This window comes from Shewanella electrica, assembly GCF_022321485.1.
In the GTDB taxonomy this organism is placed as follows: domain Bacteria; phylum Pseudomonadota; class Gammaproteobacteria; order Enterobacterales; family Shewanellaceae; genus Shewanella; species Shewanella electrica.
On the sequence record NZ_JAKOGG010000003.1, the window covers coordinates 176,127 to 194,161 of the forward strand.

Annotated in this window: 14 protein-coding genes and 1 pseudogene; 6 read left to right on the forward strand and 9 right to left on the reverse strand. The window is 51.6% G+C overall.

The annotated features are described in order from the left end of the window. Positions 1–361: 361 nt before the first annotated feature. The 5 genes from nifL to L9G74_RS05690 all read left to right on the forward strand — a co-directional run bounded on the left by nifL (position 362) and on the right by L9G74_RS05690 (position 5,770). Entirely contained in the window at positions 362–1,891 is a 1,530-nt protein-coding gene (gene nifL, locus L9G74_RS05670) for a nitrogen fixation negative regulator NifL (RefSeq protein WP_238895333.1), read from the forward strand. A 7-nt stretch (positions 1,892–1,898) separates the two neighbouring features. Then, on the forward strand, positions 1,899–3,470 hold the full coding sequence (gene nifA / locus L9G74_RS05675) for a nif-specific transcriptional activator NifA (RefSeq protein WP_238895334.1): 1,572 nt from the start codon (positions 1,899–1,901) through the stop codon (positions 3,468–3,470). A gap of 161 nt (positions 3,471–3,631) precedes the next feature. Continuing rightward, positions 3,632–4,972 carry a nitrogenase cofactor biosynthesis protein NifB gene (nifB, locus tag L9G74_RS05680; protein ID WP_238895335.1) on the forward strand — a complete coding sequence of 447 codons (1,341 nt, stop codon included), beginning with the start codon at positions 3,632–3,634 and terminating at the stop codon, positions 4,970–4,972. Continuing rightward, entirely contained in the window at positions 4,950–5,222 is a 273-nt protein-coding gene (locus tag L9G74_RS05685; protein WP_238895336.1) for a 4Fe-4S dicluster domain-containing protein, read from the forward strand. Before nifB ends, L9G74_RS05685 begins: the two co-directional genes overlap by 23 nt. Next, a complete protein-coding gene (locus tag L9G74_RS05690) occupies positions 5,219–5,770 on the forward strand; it encodes a nitrogen fixation protein NifQ (protein ID WP_238895337.1) in 552 nt (183 codons plus the stop codon). Before L9G74_RS05685 ends, L9G74_RS05690 begins: the two co-directional genes overlap by 4 nt. A gap of 76 nt (positions 5,771–5,846) precedes the next feature. Here the strand turns inward: L9G74_RS05690 and ppnP are convergent, their stop codons facing one another. The 6 genes and pseudogenes from ppnP to L9G74_RS05720 form a co-directional block, all read right to left on the reverse strand. After that, a complete protein-coding gene (gene ppnP, locus L9G74_RS05695) occupies positions 5,847–6,161 on the reverse strand; it encodes a pyrimidine/purine nucleoside phosphorylase (protein ID WP_238895338.1) in 315 nt (104 codons plus the stop codon). Positions 6,162–6,341: 180 nt separating this feature from the next. Continuing rightward, entirely contained in the window at positions 6,342–7,319 is a 978-nt protein-coding gene (locus L9G74_RS05700) for a diguanylate cyclase (RefSeq protein ID WP_238895339.1), read from the reverse strand. Beyond that, on the reverse strand, positions 7,316–11,779 hold the full coding sequence (locus tag L9G74_RS05705) for a PAS domain-containing hybrid sensor histidine kinase/response regulator (RefSeq protein WP_238895340.1): 4,464 nt from the start codon (positions 11,777–11,779) through the stop codon (positions 7,316–7,318). The genes L9G74_RS05700 and L9G74_RS05705 overlap by 4 nt, the downstream gene beginning before the upstream one ends. A 44-nt stretch (positions 11,780–11,823) precedes the next feature. Then, positions 11,824–12,348, reverse strand: coding sequence for a methyl-accepting chemotaxis protein (locus tag L9G74_RS23510; RefSeq protein ID WP_438944553.1), 525 nt, complete (start codon positions 12,346–12,348; stop codon positions 11,824–11,826). Positions 12,349–12,354: 6 nt separating this feature from the next. Then, positions 12,355–13,119 (reverse strand): annotated as a pseudogene (locus tag L9G74_RS23515) (PAS domain-containing protein); the annotation flags it as partial. Between the two features lie 304 nt (positions 13,120–13,423). Then, positions 13,424–14,371 carry a ketopantoate reductase family protein gene (locus L9G74_RS05720; RefSeq protein WP_238895341.1) on the reverse strand — a complete coding sequence of 316 codons (948 nt, stop codon included), beginning with the start codon at positions 14,369–14,371 and terminating at the stop codon, positions 13,424–13,426. 425 nt (positions 14,372–14,796) lie between these two features. Here L9G74_RS05720 and L9G74_RS05725 point away from each other — a divergent pair, with 425 nt between their 5' ends. Continuing rightward, positions 14,797–16,257: an RICIN domain-containing protein gene (locus tag L9G74_RS05725; protein ID WP_238895342.1), complete on the forward strand. Its 1,461-nt coding sequence runs from the start codon at positions 14,797–14,799 to the stop codon at positions 16,255–16,257. A gap of 51 nt (positions 16,258–16,308) precedes the next feature. Here the strand turns inward: L9G74_RS05725 and L9G74_RS05730 are convergent, their stop codons facing one another. The 3 genes from L9G74_RS05730 to L9G74_RS05740 all read right to left on the reverse strand — a co-directional run bounded on the left by L9G74_RS05730 (position 16,309) and on the right by L9G74_RS05740 (position 18,026). Further along, positions 16,309–16,653 (reverse strand): hypothetical protein, encoded by a 345-nt coding sequence (locus L9G74_RS05730; protein ID WP_238895343.1) that lies wholly within the window; start codon positions 16,651–16,653, stop codon positions 16,309–16,311. 81 nt (positions 16,654–16,734) lie between these two features. Beyond that, positions 16,735–17,565 carry a peptidylprolyl isomerase gene (locus L9G74_RS05735; RefSeq protein ID WP_238895344.1) on the reverse strand — a complete coding sequence of 277 codons (831 nt, stop codon included), beginning with the start codon at positions 17,563–17,565 and terminating at the stop codon, positions 16,735–16,737. Beyond that, complete coding sequence (locus L9G74_RS05740) at positions 17,538–18,026, reverse strand: nitrogen fixation protein NifZ (RefSeq protein ID WP_238895345.1); 489 nt, start codon at positions 18,024–18,026, stop codon at positions 17,538–17,540. The genes L9G74_RS05735 and L9G74_RS05740 overlap by 28 nt, the downstream gene beginning before the upstream one ends. Positions 18,027–18,035 lie beyond the last annotated feature (9 nt).

Below are 18,035 nucleotides of genomic sequence, written 5' to 3' on the forward strand. Positions count from 1 at the left end.
GAAGATGAAAGCTAATTTAGCAGATTAGCTTAGCAAGATACGCATCAGTCCAAAAGGATAACGCTTGCTGGCTGTCGACGATCTCGCTATCGCTCAGTACATTTTTGCACCAATCCAGCTCATTACCCGCACAAAATTTGTGCCTACGGCTGTTCAAATCACCTGAACCGAGCTGAGAGATAGTTTTGTCGGGTTTACGACAAAGTCATTTTGGCTAAGCAAAATTGTGCTAAATCAAACAATGGATAAATATCCGCGTTAACTCATGTAGATCAGCATGTTAGCCAAGCATTGTTCAGATAATGGTCTGATTTATGCACTTATTGTCGTATCAGCGAGCGCGACCACATAAGGAAGGCTAATGGAACAACCCAATGACATGCAGCAACTGTTGCAAACGCCGGAAATCGGTTTAGAGGCCTTCGAGCAGATCCTGCAGTTTGCGCCAATTGCCATCAGCATTACCGATCGCTCTGGTAAGTTGCTGCGCATCAATAAAACCTTTGCCGATATCACCGGGTATCAACAACATGAGCTGATTGGTAATAACTGCTCAATGTTGTCTTACAAAGCCACCCCGCGCAGCGTGTACGAGAGTTTATGGGGCGCCATTACTCGGGGTGAACATTGGCACGGCCAACTGATCAACCGCCGCAAAAACGGCCAACCTTACATTGCCGACATCTCCATTTCCGGTTTTCGTTGCCCAGATGGCTCACAGCTGTATTACTCGATTCATAAAGACATTACCGAACAGCACGAACTGCAAACTCATCAAAAAAACCAGTTCACCATGTTCCAAGCGGTGCTCAACTCGGTGCCGATTGCCATCGCGATGATCGACAACCAACACAATGTGCTATTCAGCAACCGGCGCTTTGAACAGCTCGCCAGCAGTATTCAACAATCGCCGATTACCCTGCTGGCGGATAGCCTCAAAGAAGAAAGCGGTATCAGCAGTATTGATGCCTTCATCGGCTCACGCCCCAGCCGTTACAAAGGGATTCACATTGAGCAAGATGCGCCATCAGGCGAGCGCTGGTTTGATTATGCGCTGGCAAAAATTCCGGTGACAGACACCACCGCCGAGGCCTATTTCCATCCCGCCGATGAATACTACAACGTCGTGGCGATTAGCGACCGCACCAAAGAAAAACTGCTGGTGGAGGAGCGTCGCATTCACTCGGTCAAACTGATGGCCAGCGACAACCGCTACGTGCACGCCATGCAAGAAGCCTTAATGGCAACGCTGCATCAGCTACAAGGCCCGTTCAATATGATTGAATCGGCGGTGAAAATTCTCAAGAAAACCAGCCACGCCTGCCCAGGGCTGACCGCCATGGATGAGGCGATGATCAACGCCGTTGATGCCATGAACGAGATCAAACAAGCGATCCCCGAGCGCAGTAACGAGGCGTTTCAACCGGTCAATATCAACCAAGTGGTGCGTGATGCCACCGCCATCAGCACCGATGAGTTACTGCTGACCAGCACCCATTTAGCACTGTCCCTGTCGCCCACATTGGCGTCGATTTCTGGCATGCCGCACCGCTTGGTGTTAGCGCTCAAACAGATCATCGACAACGCCATTGATGCCATTCAAGCGTCGAAAAAGGATGAGCGCACGCTGCTTATCAGCACCATCGAAGACGACAACGACATTAGCATCATCGTGGAAGATAGCGGCGCCGGTGTGGATGAGCAGATCCGCCTCAAGGTGTTTCAACCGTTTTATAGCACTAAACCGCGGCATCAATCTGGCTGTCGCGGCATCGGCTTATCCATTGTGCAGCAGGTGCTGAACGAGCATTCGGCGACCATCTCAATCACTGAGAGTCACCAGCTCGGCGGCGCCAGTATCTGCCTAACATTCCCAAAACATAGCTGGTGAGGTGCATATGGGGTTAGAGATCTCTTTATTCGACCTAGAGCGCCAACTGCTAGCGGCGATGTACAGCATCAGCAGCGAACTAAACAGCAGCTTAAACTATGCTGAGTCAACCAATAACGTGCTGAAAATACTGCACAATCAATGCAAGTTATTGTGTGGCATGTTGACCTTGCTGGATGAAGAACGCGACATTTTGATGATTAAGTCGCTGCACAACCCAAGCCAGTCTTCACCATGCGCAGACAAAGCGGTGTTCTACAAAGTGGGCGAAGGCATTGTTGGTGAAGTGCTGCAACACGGCAGCGCCATCGTGATTCGCCAAATCGGCCACGACTCGCGCTTTGCCGACAAGTTAGCGCTGTACGACTACGACAAACCGTACATTTGTGTGCCACTGCGCGACGGCAGTAACAAGGTGATTGGTGCCTTGTCGGCACAGCCGCCAATGTGTGGTGACGCCGAACTCAGCGCACTATCACGCTTTTTGGAGATGGTCGCCAACCTGATCGCCAAAAACGTGCAACTGGCCTACAAAGTCGAAACCAAAGAAAAACAGCTGGTGGATGAACGCGACGGCCTGCGCCGCAAAGTACGCAACAACTACAGCTTTAAAAATCTGGTCGGCCACACCAAGGCGATGCGGCAGATCTTTGAACAGATCCGTCTCGTCTCACGCTGGGACTCCACCGTGCTGCTGCGCGGCGAATCCGGCACCGGCAAAGAGTTGGTCGCCAATGCAATCCACTACAACTCACCACGTGCCAACAATCCGTTTATCAAACTCAACTGCGCCGCCCTGCCCGATAACCTGCTGGAATCTGAGTTATTTGGTCATGAAAAAGGCGCCTTTACTGGCGCGGTTAAGCAGCGCAAAGGCCGCTTTGAGATGGCACACAACGGCACCATTTTCCTCGATGAAATTGGCGAAACCAGCCCAGCGTTTCAGGCCAAACTGCTGCGAGTATTGCAGGAGAAAGAGTTTGAACGGGTCGGCGGCACCAGCACCATATCGGTCAATGTGCGGATTATCGCCGCCACCAACCGTAACCTCGAAGAGGAAGTGAGTCAGGGCACGTTTCGTGAAGATCTCTACTATCGCCTCAACGTGATGCCGATGTATCTGCCGCCACTGCGCGAACGCACCGAAGATCTGCCCGAGCTGGCGGAACACATGATCAAACGCTTAGGTATGGCGCAGCAGCGTGAACTGTCGCTCACCGATAGCGCGGTGCGCGCCATGATGGCCTACAGCTGGCCCGGCAACGTACGCGAGTTGGAAAACACGCTCGAGCGCGCATCGGTGTTGAGTGAATCTGGAGTTATTGGCCCCGATTTGGTCAGTTTTAGTCAGCTAGAAGCCCCCAGCCAATCGAGTATTGGCAAAGCGCCGCTGCCTGCCAGCGCGCACAATGGCGCACCAATGGTGCGGGAGCGGGTATTGGATGAACGCGAGCAGGTCATTGATGCTTTGGAGCGCTCAGGTTGGGTCAAAGCCAAAGCGGCGCGGTTACTCAACATGACGCCACGGCAAATCGCTTATCGCATTCAGATAATGGATATCGAAATGAAGGAGTTGTAAGCCTGTTTTGAGTACTTGTCGCCTTTGCGACAATTGTCATCAACGGACACGACACAACAACCGACAAAGTGAGCTAACTGCATGATTTATATAAGCAGGTATAACGGAACAGGGCTTGCAACCTGAGGATGTATAGTGTTTTTTGCATGCCAGAGGTCTTTATGGAACATCACGTCGATGAGCGTAAGTCAGCTTGTGCCACAGGCGCCAATCAAGGCGGTTCGGTGAGTCACTTGCTACCCAAGGAGATACAACAACAGATCGAGCGTCATCCCTGTTATTCCAAACAGGCGCATCAATATGCTCGCATGCATCTGCCGGTCGCTCCGGCGTGTAATATTCAGTGCAATTACTGCAACCGCAAATATGACTGCAGCAACGAATCCCGCCCCGGCGTGGTATCGCATCTGGTTGATCCGCACGGCGCACTAAAACAGTTTCGCGCCATTAAAAAGCGCGCACCCAATCTGACCGTGGTTGGCATTGCTGGCCCCGGCGATGCACTGGCCAATCCAAAAGCCACCTTTAGTGCGCTAAAACTGATCCGTGAAGCAGACCCAACGGCGCAGCTGTGTATTTCCACTAACGGCTTGATGTTGGCCGAGTACGCCAGCGAACTCGCCGCCCACGGCGTGCATCATTTGACGATTACTATCAATACCATTGACCCGCATGTGGCGGCGAAGATCTATCCGTGGGTTTATTACGATCACCAGAGGTTACGTGGTTTGGCCGCGGCAGAGCGATTGATCAGCAATCAGTTGGCTGGACTGGAAGCCGCCGCCAAACTGGGCATGTTGGTCAAGGTCAATACCGTGCTGATCCCCGGTATTAATGACCAGCACATTGCCGCCTTGTCGGACGCGGTAAAAGCGCGCGGCGCATTGCTACACAACATCATGCCGCTGATTTCTGCCGCCGAACACGGCACCTATTTTGGCATGACCGGCCAACGCGGCCCGACCGAAGCTGAACTCACTAACGCCCGCAACGCTTCAGGGCAATTTATGGCGCAGATGACCCATTGCCAGCAATGCCGCGCCGATGCGGTGGGCACCTTAGGTGGCTGCGGCAGCGAGGCAAGCGACGACACTCCCGCCACAGCGGACAAACTCGTGCGTGTGGCGGTCGCCACCAATGGTGAGCCGCTACTGAGTACCCACTTTGGTCATGCACGCCAGTTTGAGATCTACCAGTTTGATCAAGCTAGTGGTCAGTTCTATCTGCTCGAACGCCGCCAAGTGGCGCAATATTGCAGCGGCGCCAGCGAATGCCCGGAAGAGGAAAATGATAAACAAGCGCTGTTTAACACCATTAGCGATTGTCAGATTGTACTGAGCGCCCGTATTGGCATCAGCCCTTGGCGCACATTAGAACAGATGGGCGTCACGCCCAATGTCGACTTTGCCTATCAGGCCATTAGCGATGCGCTGCAGCGGTTGGCGCGGCAACAGCAACCTAGCCAACCACAGGAGAGCAATGATGAAGTATGCCATTACTGAGCAATGCGTTGGCTGCCATGCTTGTGCCTTGGTCTGCCCCAACAATGCGGTGTTTGCTGACCCAGATAAGCCGCAGCAGTTTATGATCCACCCACGCCGTTGCACGGGCTGTGAAAACCAATATGACACACCGCAATGCGCCACTATCTGCCCGGTAGAAACCGCCATTGTGGATGAATTGATGATTGCCGTGAATCCCATTGGCAGTTTAACCGGCATCGTGCCGCTGCATGTTGGGAGAGCGCAATGACCGCATTGACCCGCGCCCAAGAGTTAAGCCAGTTTTGGCAGCCAATTTGCCACAGTTACCAGCAAGGGCTAACGGTACTGCCACCATTTTTAGGCCTCAGTGCTGAGGGCTTTCAAGCCTTGTGCGATGACTTTGCCAGTGTCGGACTCACTGTGATTGTCGATACCGCTCAACATCACAGCCCAGTGCGCCGCCTGCGCAATGACTTGCTGGTGATGCGTGAACCGGAGCTGCAGGAGTTATTAGATTTACTGCATCAACACAGCAACCCCGACGCCCATTATCAGCAGTTAGCCGCCACGGTCATTGCCTACGGCTGTTTGGGAAGCCAGCATCTGTGGAAAGATCTCGGTCTGCCTGAGCGGCCGAGATTAAGCCAACTATTTGCGTGGTATTTTCCAGCCCTGTTTCAGCGCAATGATCGCAATATGCGTTGGAAACGCTTTTTGTATAAACAGCTATGTGAAAGCGGCGGCGACTATGTTTGTCGCGCACCGAGTTGTGAGCAGTGCAGCACCTATGCCGAATGTTTTGGGCCAGAAAGCTAAACCGCCAACAGCCCATGAGACTATTGGCGGCTTAAGCAGGACGCATTACGCACGAATGCACGTGCAGTGCGGCGAATTAATCAAGATAAGAGCAGCAGTAATCGGTCAGTTGATGGATCTTCAGTTTAAAGCTGGCGTTAGCTGGCACGTTAAAGCTTTCGCCACCCACCACTTGTTGCCATGCGCTACTGCCCGGTAACAAAATCTCCAGCTCGCCTGCGGTGATCTCCATCAGCTCAGCAGCAGCGGTGCCAAACTCATACTCGCCCGGCAGCATAATGCCTAAGGTTTTTACCGTACCATCAGCAAAGGTCACTTTGCGACTGGTGACCTTACCATCGAAATACACATTGGCCTGTTTGGTCACGCTGACATTTTCAAATTGCGACATTACCACTCCCCAAAAGTTATCAAGTTAGCTATTGCTTCATTATCGCGCAGCAGTGTGCCGTAGCCATCAATGACCGCCAATAGCGCCGCTGCCATAACACAATAAAAAACCGACTTTACTGAACATAATCCAATAAAGCGAACATTTAATAGGGAAAAGCTTAAAGATAGCGGTGCATTATCAGTGAGATGATACTGCTAAGCATTGGTCAGCCGCAGGACCAGACCACATATTGATGCAGTTACGCCCCTGCTGTTTGCTTTGATACAAGGCCGAATCCGCGTTCTGCAATAGTTGCGCGGCGTTCATGGCTTCGTTGGGGGTCACGCAGTTGATACCGATACTCACGGTCACGATGGAGCAGACATCGGAGGTTTCGTGAGGTAACTGTAATGCGGCGATATTGGTAAGGATACGTTGTGCGCAGGCACGCGCGCCGACAGCATCAGTAAATGGCATTAAGCAAGCAAACTCTTCACCGCCGTAACGACAACAGATATCCGCCGAGCGGCGCACCGATTGCTTGATCGCATCAGCCACTTTACGCAGACACTGGTCGCCCGCGAGGTGACCATAGTTGTCGTTATAACGTTTGAAAAAATCCACATCAAGCATCAACAACGCCAGACTACGTTGCTCGCGTAAACACAGGTGCCAATTGATGTTTAACGCTTCATCAAAGCGGCGGCGGTTGTAGAGTCCGGTTAGACCATCGACCAAGGCCATGTTACGCATCAGGTCCATTTGCAGTTTGAGGGTGAGATGGGTCATGACCCGCGCGCTGACAATCAGCGGATTGAACGGCTTAGTAATAAAGTCGACCGCGCCGGTTTCAAAACCGCGCGCTTCCACGTCGGATTCGGTTTCGGCGGTGACAAAAATCACCGGAATATCTTGGGTAGCTTCGGTGTGATTGAGCGTTTCGCACACTTGGTAGCCATCCATTCCCGGCATAACGATGTCGAGCAGAATTACATCGGGGCGGTGTTGAATCGCTTGTTGAATGGCGCTTTCGCCGTTGGTGGCCATTAACACATCAAAATCCGCTTTAAAGACTTCATGTAACGCGCGGATATTAATCGGTTGATCGTCAACCACCAGCAATACTGGCCTTAATCCATTACGGTAATATTGCTCAATCACGGCATTACGTTTCATAACTGCTCCATCAATGCTTTAAGTTGCTGTAACGCTAGGTCAAACTGCAGATTCTCCGTCATGTGTAATAGCTGCTGCGCCGCATCACGCTGCGAGTCATCGATTTGAGCCACGAGTTGCTCCGCCAGCTCGATAGCTTTCATGTTGCCCGCCTGCAAACTCTCCAACAGCTCCTCCAGCAGCTGCGACAGTTCAACCTCTGCCACTGGACCGCTGTCTTGCTCGGCCCTCGCAGCTAATTGCTGCTGCAACTGTTGGTATTCCTGCGTCGATAAGCTGGTCAGTTGCGCCACACAGTCCGCCATGGTCAATGGCAACTCCGCCGCTGATTGCTGTTTGCTATGGCGCTCCAATTCCACCACTGCGTCATACAGCGACACCAATCCCGCCGTGCCAGACGTGCCTTTCATGGTATGCAGTATAGTCTGAACTTGCGGCCACTGCTGCGCGTTAATCGCGCCGTCCAACTGCTGTAACAACTCGGTAAATGACTGCTTAAATTCGACCAGCAATTTTCGATAAAGCGCGGTATTGCCACCAAAACGCTGCAACACTTTCGTCAAAGGGTCTTTGGCAACATCTGCATCACTCACTGGCACAAGGGCGCGCGCCGTCACCCGCTGCAAGGTGGCAACCACTTCAGGAAAATCTAACGGTTTAGCGAGGTGTTCGTTCATGCCCGCGGCGCGGCAGGCATCTTGATCTTGCTGACTGACGTTGGCGGTCATCGCCACAATCGGCAAACTGGCAAAGCGTTCATCTTGTCGCAGCAGCCGAGTGGCAGTGAGGCCATCCATTTTTGGCATCTGCATATCCATCAATACCACATCAAATGCGCTGGGATTTTGCCGTAACTGATTCACCCCATCTTGACCATCAACCGCCAACGTCACTTCCGCGCCTTCGCCCGTCAGTAACTCGGTTGCCACCGCTTGGTTAAAGCTATTGTCTTCCACCAGCAATACGCGCAGCCCCTGCAAGCTGGCGCTTGGGCTTTCATGGGCAATATCGGCTTCTATCATGCTGATGCCGGCCAGTACATTGGTCACCGCTTGCGCAAGATGAGAGATGGTAATCGGTTTGGATAGCACCAGATCAAATGGGCTACTGTTAGACAAGGTGGGCAGATCTTCATGATTAGCCGCACTGAGTAGAATCATTTTGGGTAGATTTTGTGGGGCCAACAACTCACGAATACTGCCAGCTAATGTGACGCCATCCATCTGCGGCATTAGCCAATCTAACAACACGCAATCGTAAGGTTCGCCTTGGGTTTCTGCTTGTTTAAGCAAGTGCAACGCCGCATCACCGTTATCCACCGCATCAACCTTGGTTTGCAACCGTAATAGCGATTCGGTCGCCAGCCGACGCGATACCGGATTATCATCCACCACCAGCAATTTAGGCTGGCTGGCAATGCGCTCAGGTTGCCAGTCGATGTTGTTGTTCACTGGCAGCGTTAGCGTAAAGCTGAAACAACTGCCTTTGCCTAACTCGCTGGAGAGCAGCAACTCGCCGCCCATTAACGCCACCAACTGACGGCAGATGACGAGCCCTAAACCGGTGCCACCGTAACGCCGAGTAATGGAGGCTTCCGCCTGGGTAAAACCATCAAAAATGCGCGCTTGTTGCTCCGCCGAAATCCCAATACCGGTATCTTTCACGCTGATGGTGATGGTGGCGTTGCCCTCATCTAGATCTACCAGCCGCGTTTTCACAATCACTTCACCCTCGTCAGTGAATTTGATGGCATTACTGAGCAGGTTCATCAGCACTTGCTGAATCCTTAGCTCATCGCCAACCAGATGAGGTGGCATACGTTCATCAAAGTCGAACAGCAGCTCGATCGACTTATCACGTAGATTACCGCTCATAACGACCGCGAGGTGCTGCATCAACTCATTCAAATCAAATGGATAGGGGTCTATCTCTAATTTGCCTGATTCAATTTTCGAGTAATCCAAGATGTCGTTAAGCAGAGAGAGCAGTGATGTCGCGGCCATGCGGGCTTTGGCGGCAAAGTCCCGTTGTTTGGGTTGTAGTGACGTTTTCAGCAGCAATTGCAACATGCCCAGCACCGCATTCATCGGCGTGCGAATTTCATGGCTCATGTTCGCCAAAAACATCGATTTGGCTTCACTGGCAGCATCGGCACGTTCTTTGGCTTCAATCAGGCTTTGTTTTAAGCGTCGATCTTCGGTGATGTCGATATTGATACCAATCATGCGCAGCGGGGTGCCATTGGCGCTGCATTCAATGGTCGAAGCGCCTTGGAAGATGCGTTCACAGCCATCCTCTAACTGCACGCGAAAGGCGAGCGTGTATTCCACCCCTTCCTCCGACGCATTTTTGAGCGACGTCAGTACCGACTCAATATCGTCGGGATGTACCATCGCCGACCAACGTGCAAAAGTCATTGGTTCGACACTATTTTGCTGATGGTACAGCTCATACATTTTGTCGTTCCAAGTGACCGAATAGTCACTGTATTGGATCTGCCAAATCCCCAATCCCGCAGTGCGCGAGGCAGTAAGCAAGGTTTGTGAAGAGGTCACTAGCTGCTCTTGCGCTTCATGCAGCGCCGCTTGAGCCGCCTTTTCATCGGTAATATCAGAGGCGATACCAAGATAACCAACAATATCGTTCTTTTCATCACGCATGGCGGTAACCACTAGGCGGATAGGGAAACGTCGGCCATTTTTAGCGATGTACGTCCACTCTTGATATTCCGCTTCACGACGACCATTTTTGGCTTTATAAACAAACAGATCAAAGCCACTCACCGATTCGCCCACTTCTTGCTGTAATCGCTTGGCGTGGTTTTGTAACTCTTGCCTATCATGAAAAATCTCTGGCGTACGAATGCCCACCAACTCTGCGGCACTGTAACCCAACATGCGCTCGCCACCTTGGTTGAAAAATTGGATCACACCGCGGGTGTCGGTGGCAATGATGCCAAACTCAGAGGCAGCAGCTAACACGGTTTTAAATAGCAGGTTAACCTCGGCCAGCTCAGCGGTTCGTTGCGCCACTTGATGTTCAAGGTTGGTATTGAGTTCGCGGATTTTGGCATCGGCGTTTTTCTGGCGTGAAATGTCGCGCACGGTTTTAGCGGCGCCGATCACTCGACCATCAGAAGCAAAAATGGGCGATACCGTTGAAGCGACCGGGATCTCATGGCCGTCTTTGCAACGGCGCATACTTTCATAGACGTTGACGTTTTCCCCTTTGCGAATGCGGCTGAGAATTTCATCTTCTTCAAACCGCAACCGTTCGGGAATAATCAATGATTTAAGAGGCTTACCTATGGCTTCATCGGCGCTGTAACCAAAGATTTTTTCCGCGCCGCTATTCCAACTCATCACGGTGCCGTCAATGGTTTTGCCGATGATGGCGTCGGCGGAGCTTTCCACAATGGCATGCAGCTTGGTTTGCTCTTGCGTTAACCGCTGCCGACTGCGCAGTTGGTCGATGAACAGATTGACCGATACCGCCGCCAGAATACTGATTAATATCCCCACCACCGTGATAAGCAGTTGCGGAAACAGATGGAGCTGTTTAACGTATTGCGGCGTTACGCTGAGATGAAAACGCCATACGCGCCCCATCATTACGATATCCCGTTCTAGCGGATATTCGCCCTCTATGTCGCTGTTACTATAAAATGGCTCGACGTCAGTACCTTCGGTGGCATCAGATAGCAAAAACCGCAGCATTTGGGGATCAGGCGCCAGATCATCCAAGACACGATCTGACTCTATCGGCGCCACCAACCAGCCAAAGCAAGCTTGGTTACGTTGCTCAAAACTCGCTGGAGTGACGCCACGTTCGTACACCGGCATCAGCATCAGAAATGAATTTTGAGCACGGCTATCGTCCAAACTTAATTCAATGGTGGGTGTGATACGCACATCACCGGACAACATAGCGGCTAATGCGGTTTCGCGTCGTCTAGGTTCAGAAGCAATGTCGACACCAATGGCTTGATAGTTGGTACTGATTTGATAAGGTTCGAGATATTGCAGTACAAAATGATCGCCAGTATGCGGCGCTAACTCTTGTATCTTAAAATCGAGCCGACCATCCGCCCGAGCACCGTCGATAAAGGCCGATAACTCGTCGGCGGGCACGCGCCGAATAAAACCAAAACCTCGGCTACCCGGAAAACTCTCTTCTAAATCGAGCGTTTGCCCAAAACGACGAAAATCTTCCAACGCGACATAACGTGCGCCGCCAGCAAGCACCGCAGTACGCGCCTCTTGCAAACCATAGTTGAAACGGTTGAAACGGTCGGTGATGCGTTCAAACAATGGATTGGCGCTATCAAGTACCGCTTCATTAATATGGTGCTGGTTAAGATCGCGGATGGTAAACGATGCAAAAAATGTCAGCAGCAACCCGCTGATCAAGGTGGAAATTACCCATCGGTGATGATGCAAACGCGATAGCCATAAACCCACTATGTTGTTCTCCCTGAGCTGCCAGCGGCTGTTGACCTTTAGTGTTATGGTTTCAACTGTTCCACCATTTCCACAAACCGTTCCACCCCTCTACCGACATCCGTCAGCCCCATCGACACATTATGAATACTCTCTTGTCCTTGGGACGCGATGCCATTGATCAGCTGTAGCCGTCGGTCGATGTCGGCAATTTTGTTGGAGTTACCGCTCACAACTCGAGTGATCTCTTCCGTGGCGGTCGAGGAACGCTGTGCCAGCTTACGCACTTCATCAGCCACCACCGCAAAGCCGCGCCCAAGGTCGCCGGCACGCGCCGCTTCAATCGCCGCATTAAGCGCCAGCAAGTTGGTTTGGTCGGCGATGCCACGAATCGTAGTCACGATATTGTCAATACTTTGCGATTGCACTTGTAACTCCTGCCCAATGCTACTGGCGGCGACAACCTCTTTGGCAATGCTGTCAGACGTATCCACAGCTTCTTCTAAAACTTGAATCGCTAACGTAGTAATTTGTGAGGTCTGCTCCGATGTGGCCGCAGCCATTTCAATCGCTTGCATGGCCTTGGTCATGCGATCCGTAATATCGGTAGCAAACTTGATCACTTGACTCACTTTGCCATTTTCATCAAAAATCGGATTGTAGGTAGCTTCGACCCAAATGGTTTGCCCCATCGCATTTTTACGTTTAAAGCGGCCAGACAAATGCTCACCACGGGCCAAGGTGTCCCAAAAGCGCGGAAATTCTTGATAAAACTCTTTGAAGCAAAACATGCGGTGGTGCTGCTGCTTAATATCGCTGAGCTTATAGCCCATGATGTCGAGAAAGTTTTTATTGGCATCAATAATGGTGCCATCGGGCGCAAATTCGATGACCGCTAAGGAAATATCTAACGCGGTGAGAATCGCTTCTTGGGATTTTCGCTGGAGCGTATCTTTGGTGACATCGCTGGCAATCTTAAACACTTGAATGACCACGCCATTGTCATCAGTCACTGGGAAATAACTGGCTTGCAGATAGAGGACCTCACCATTTTTTTTGAGCCGTTTAAACAAACCGCTTTCGCCACGACCTTGGGCTAAATGCTTCCAAAACTGGCGATATGCTTCTGACTCAGCATATTTTGGCTCACAAAAGATGCGGTGATGGCGACCCACAATGGCGTTGCGGTCATACCCAACCACACTTAAAAAGTTCTGATTAGCATCTAAAATGGTGCCGTCTGGCGTAAAACTGATATAAGCGGTGTGTTCCAGAATAGCTTTGAGTTCAAAAGCTTTTTTACTGCCTTCCTCAACAATAGCAACGTTTTTAGCTTTATTTGCGCCTTGACCAAACCACATAGGTTTATCCCCTACCAACAATAAATCTCTGATAACAACGTCTGCCCAACTGAGCAGATCCTCACCTCGGAGTGGTTTTGTTCGAGCGCATAACGAGTCTCTGTACAAAAAATCCCCGTTAGAAAGTTATAGCACAGGAATAACAAAGCTGTAGCAATAGGTAATTCATTGATTGCTAGTGCAATCTGATCGCATCCCGCGCCATGGTCTGTAGCGGACGACGCGCCTACATTAGCGAGCAAATAGACAGGAAAAGCGCTGCGAAGATACAGCAAACAACGGCAGGTTTAGACAGCCGCTAGCATTAGACAGGCGTTACTGCATTGAGCAGCAAGGCTTGAATGAGTTCGGTGGTTTTGGCGGGCTGTCCGGCAGTCTGGCAACCGCGGAGCACGGGGCCACAGATGTCGGCTAACTCCATGGGGCGGCCTTTAAGCCTATCCACCAGCATGGAGGTTTTAATGGCATCAAAACTACAAATTAGCTGATACATCTCCTCGATATCGGTGTCGGTCAATGGCACACCTTCGGCATTGGCGGCGCGGCCAGTTTCCTGCATCATCGCTTTGACGGTTTGGGTAAATACTGGATGTTGTGTCAGCGCACGCGTGTCGAGCTGGGTTAATGCGGTCAGAGGATTCACGCCATTGTTAATCACTAACTTACGCCACAAGGCGTAGCTGACATCGTCATAAATGGTGTTAGGAATTTGGGCTTCAGATAACACTTGCGATAGCAGCGGTAACTTGGCTTGTAATAGCGGGTTTTCGCTTGCTTTAGGCCAAGCCCCAAAATCCACTTGCGCGATACCCGTCGCACTCACCAGCCCCGGCGCCACAATATGGGCGCCAATCTTCACCGCTAAGCCGCCAACCGTACGTTGTTTACCGATTGCGGCAGCGATATGCGCTTCATTATCCACGCCGTTTTGCAGCGATACCACGGCTAGCGCGGCGTTATCAGCCAGCCACGGTGCCAGTTGCTGCATCATCGGCTGAGTCGCACTACTTTTACCGGTGAGCAGTACCCAATCAAAACGGGTGGCGGGATGCTCACTGATCAGCCCGGCAACATCGGTGGCGACCACGGCTTGTTGGAAATGAAACTGCGGATGCTCAACACGTAACCCCTGTTGCTGCATCGCTTGCAGATGTTCGCCACGTGCGACCAGCACCACACGATGGCCTGCCGCCTGTAATCTGGCCGCGTAGTAACAACCAATGCCACCAGCACCTAACACCACAAATCTCATTCATTAGCTCCCTGCATTACTGATGGCTTAACTTAGCACTATTTAGCCAACGTGGCTGTGGATAAATAGTCAAACGCTAAGGCTGCCCAGTGCGTGCTCTGCGTTGGCAATAGCAAACCGTTTAGCCATTGCCGCCCCACCGCATCAACCTTTACACGTATTTATCATACAAATTTGGTCAAGTTGAACTATCTTTAGCGCGAACGATCGTTGCTTGTGCTCGTTCAGGGGGCTCAGCGAGGGACACACAAGTGTGACCAGAAGCAGGATGGAGAGGTAAACCGTTAACGTGAGTCATATTGGGGTATGTCGGCGTTAACACACTGAACCAACAAGTTATTGCCTGCTTTGCATTGGTAAAAGCACTTGTCAGTACCGAGCCAAATTAGTTCATGATGAACAGTAAAATATAATGGAATAACAATATGATAAGTAAATCACTTACCTATCTACTTGGCTTACTCTGTGTGGTAGTAAGCACCCTGGTTAACGCTAATGTTGTTTTAACTGGCACCACGGATATTCACGATCCGTCCACCATTGTCCGTGAAGATGGTGTGTATTGGACCTTTGGCACTGGTGGCGGCGCGTCCACTATGCCAATCAATGCGCTGTATTCTACCGATATGGTCAACTGGCACCGCGGTGTCTCACCGATAGCACCCAACAGTTATCCGAGCTGGATTAACGCTAAAGTGCCGGGCTTTGATGGCAACTTTTGGGCGCCAGATCTGATTGAGATGAAGGGCAAATATTACCTGTATTACTCAGCATTTTCCGACAGCAGTGGCATGCACTCTGCCATTGGGGTGATGGTGACGGATTCACTTAATAACCCGAACTGGCGCGATCTCGGTATGGTGGTTTCCACAGTGGATGACCCGCACTCCTCTGGTGGCTTTGCGGTAAACACCATTGATGCGGGGTTATATCGCGATACGGCCGGCAAAGTATGGATGGTTTATGGCTCACATTATGCGGGGATCTATGTGCGCCAAATCAATCCCGATACCGGATTGCTGGCGAACAATAACCGTTATGCGGTGGTCGGCAATAACGGCAATTGGCATGAGTTTGAAGCCGCGCAGGTGCAATACCTCAACGGCTACTACTACATGTTTGCCAACCTTGCCGATTGTTGCCAAGGGCGCGATAGCAACTATTACATTGTAATGGGTCGCTCCACCTCTCCTACGGGGCCGTTTCTTGATAAAAACGGCGTCAATATGTGGAATTACGGTGGCAGTACCGTGCTATCAACTTCAGGCAATTATATCGGCCCCGGTCACTTCGGTTATATTCGCCGCGGCTCGCAAGACTTAGCCAGCATTCACTATTATGACGGCACCACCTCAACTGGCTGGCCTGCAAGGCTCGATCTGTTGCGCATCCAGTTTGGTAATGATGGCTGGCCGTACTTTAACCGTAACTACAATCTGAGTACCGATACCCGCTTGCGTGATGGTCGCGTGCGTATTAGCTCAGTGTTGAGTGGCAAGGCGTTAGAAGTTGCCAATGCCGGCCTTAATGATGGTGACAACATTATCCTGTGGGACTACTGGGGCGGCACCAATCAGCAGTGGGATATAGTGCATGTCGGCGGCGGTTATTACAGCATCATCAATGTGCTCAGCGGTAAGTCGATGGATGTTTATGATTGGAGTACCGTCAATGGCGGTGAGATCCGCCAATGGGATTTCTGGGGTGGCGAAGGCCAACGTTGGCTGCTGCAATATGCGGGCAACGGCCATTACGCCATTTACAGTTACTGGAGCGGATTAACGCTCGATGTGTACAACATGAGTACCGACAACGGTGCAGATGTGGTGCAGTGGGACTTTTGGGGCGGAGATGGTCAGCTTTGGAATGTGAACTACGTTGACTAACCCATACTGCAGACGGCGCGTCACTGCGCCGTCTGTTTTCAGCGCCAACAATTAAGCAATGAAGGCTAACACCACTACCGAAATAAACTGGGTGACCATGCCTAGCGCCATCGCCATGGTGATGCCTAATCCCGCCTTTTTCTCCTGCGGCCGACGGCCCAACGGATCATCAAACCATGCGAGCATACGATTATGCTTCAATGGAGCGTAGCCAATCGCGAAGCAGACATAGCCCACCAGCGGCAGCGCATTAATCGCCAATTTTAGCCAATAGTGGATGTCGAGCGATTGCAGATAGATGGGCAACGCGATGGGAATAACAACGCCTAGCAGCAATAGACTGATCAGCGGCGCTTCAAGGTAAGACAGCCAACGCCACAAAAAGAAACGGTTCAAAATATCCAACTTCGCAAAAGTAACAGCCAGCGCAGATTAGCATGCAGCTAAGCGCAAACCAACCCGCATCTAGCGTGAGTGTTAGTTGGTTAAGACACGGTTAAGCCACTGCTTTTGCAGATACTTTTTCGCCCGTTCATGATGGCGTTGCTGCAATAATGGCAGCACTTCATCAAAATTGGCTACTTTAGCGGGTTTATATTGATGCCAACGCACCAGATGAAAACCCAACTCGGTTTCAATCGGGTCGCTCACCTGCATGTGTGCCAGCGTTGGCAGCACCGCGGCAATTTGTGGGTAGAGTTTGTCTTGCTCGCACCAACCGAGAAAACCTTGCTCCATCGCGCTCGGACATTCGGAATGTTGCAGTGCCAGCGCGGCGAAATCTTGCGTTTGTGCCAGATGTCGCACTCGGCAGATGCGCTTTAACACCGCGTGGCGGCGGTTCTCGGGATAATCATGATTCACGGTGATGAGGATCTGGCTCAGTTGCCAAATTGCCGCCCGGCTAAACTCCTGACGATGCCCCGCAAAATAGGCCTGTGCTTGCTCCAACGCCAGCGGCGGAATATCACCACAGACTCGATCAAGCACCAGCTCACAGCGCAGTTCATCATACAGCGCTGAGCGTAATCCCTCGGCATCAAGACCTTGGTTTTGCAGCGACTGCACCAAGCTGGCTTCGCCATCAAACTGCGCTAAACATTGCGCCCAAGTTTGCTCCAGCTGCGCTGCCGAGACGCTAATCTCCGCCGCTTCACGGCTGCCGAGTATCGCTTGTTGCAACTGCATCACGCGCTGCACTTGGCTAGCCACTTGCTGCTGTTGTTCAGGTTTTAAAAACTCAGGGTTGAGTTTAAACATCTCTGTCGCGACTTTAGCCGTTAGATAACGGCGCTTTTGCGTCTCCATCGGTTTCCCTCTTGCTCCGGCGGCACATCTTCCAGCGCCCGATCGGGTACGGTCACTTCGGTGTCACCGATACTGACCGTAAACTGCAACTCGCCGCTATCAAGCGAACGATCAATCCACGTAACCTGCACGCGGTCACCCTTGCGTGCCAGTAACTCACCTTGGCTGACTAAGGACAAGGTTAAACAGGCGTAATCTAGCAAGTGAAAGCGGCACGGCGTAAACGGTAATGCGGCATCGATCACCTCCACATCACGCAGCCCCACCAGCCGCCCAGTGTCAGGAAAAAACACGTCATAGATGATCTGCTCTTGCAGAAACCAGCCATGTTTACGCACCACGCCGATGCTACCTTCCTCGACGATCAGTTCACCTTTGTCGATACCAAAGAAGCTGCCGTCATTACGCACATTGCGTACCACGCGCACCTCGGCACCGGGGGCAAAACGCACTTCATCCATGCGGATCTC

What these genes read in the sequence shown, in the direction of transcription:
- nifL (WP_238895333.1), top strand. Translation starts at nt 362, where the DNA reads ATGGAACAACCCAATGACATGCAGCAACTGTTGCAAACGCCGGAAATC.
- nifA (WP_238895334.1), top strand. Translation starts at nt 1,899, where the DNA reads ATGGGGTTAGAGATCTCTTTATTCGACCTAGAGCGCCAACTGCTAGCG.
- nifB (WP_238895335.1), top strand. Translation starts at nt 3,632, where the DNA reads ATGGAACATCACGTCGATGAGCGTAAGTCAGCTTGTGCCACAGGCGCC.
- L9G74_RS05685 (WP_238895336.1), top strand. Translation starts at nt 4,950, where the DNA reads ATGATGAAGTATGCCATTACTGAGCAATGCGTTGGCTGCCATGCTTGT.
- L9G74_RS05690 (WP_238895337.1), top strand. Translation starts at nt 5,219, where the DNA reads ATGACCGCATTGACCCGCGCCCAAGAGTTAAGCCAGTTTTGGCAGCCA.
- ppnP (WP_238895338.1), bottom strand. Translation starts at nt 6,161, where the DNA reads ATGTCGCAATTTGAAAATGTCAGCGTGACCAAACAGGCCAATGTGTAT.
- L9G74_RS05700 (WP_238895339.1), bottom strand. Translation starts at nt 7,319, where the DNA reads ATGAAACGTAATGCCGTGATTGAGCAATATTACCGTAATGGATTAAGG.
- L9G74_RS23510 (WP_438944553.1), bottom strand. Translation starts at nt 12,348, where the DNA reads ATGACCAAGGCCATGCAAGCGATTGAAATGGCTGCGGCCACATCGGAG.
- L9G74_RS05720 (WP_238895341.1), bottom strand. Translation starts at nt 14,371, where the DNA reads ATGAGATTTGTGGTGTTAGGTGCTGGTGGCATTGGTTGTTACTACGCG.
- L9G74_RS05725 (WP_238895342.1), top strand. Translation starts at nt 14,797, where the DNA reads ATGATAAGTAAATCACTTACCTATCTACTTGGCTTACTCTGTGTGGTA.
- L9G74_RS05735 (WP_238895344.1), bottom strand. Translation starts at nt 17,565, where the DNA reads ATGGAGACGCAAAAGCGCCGTTATCTAACGGCTAAAGTCGCGACAGAG.
- L9G74_RS05740 (WP_238895345.1), bottom strand. Translation starts at nt 18,026, where the DNA reads ATGGATGAAGTGCGTTTTGCCCCCGGTGCCGAGGTGCGCGTGGTACGC.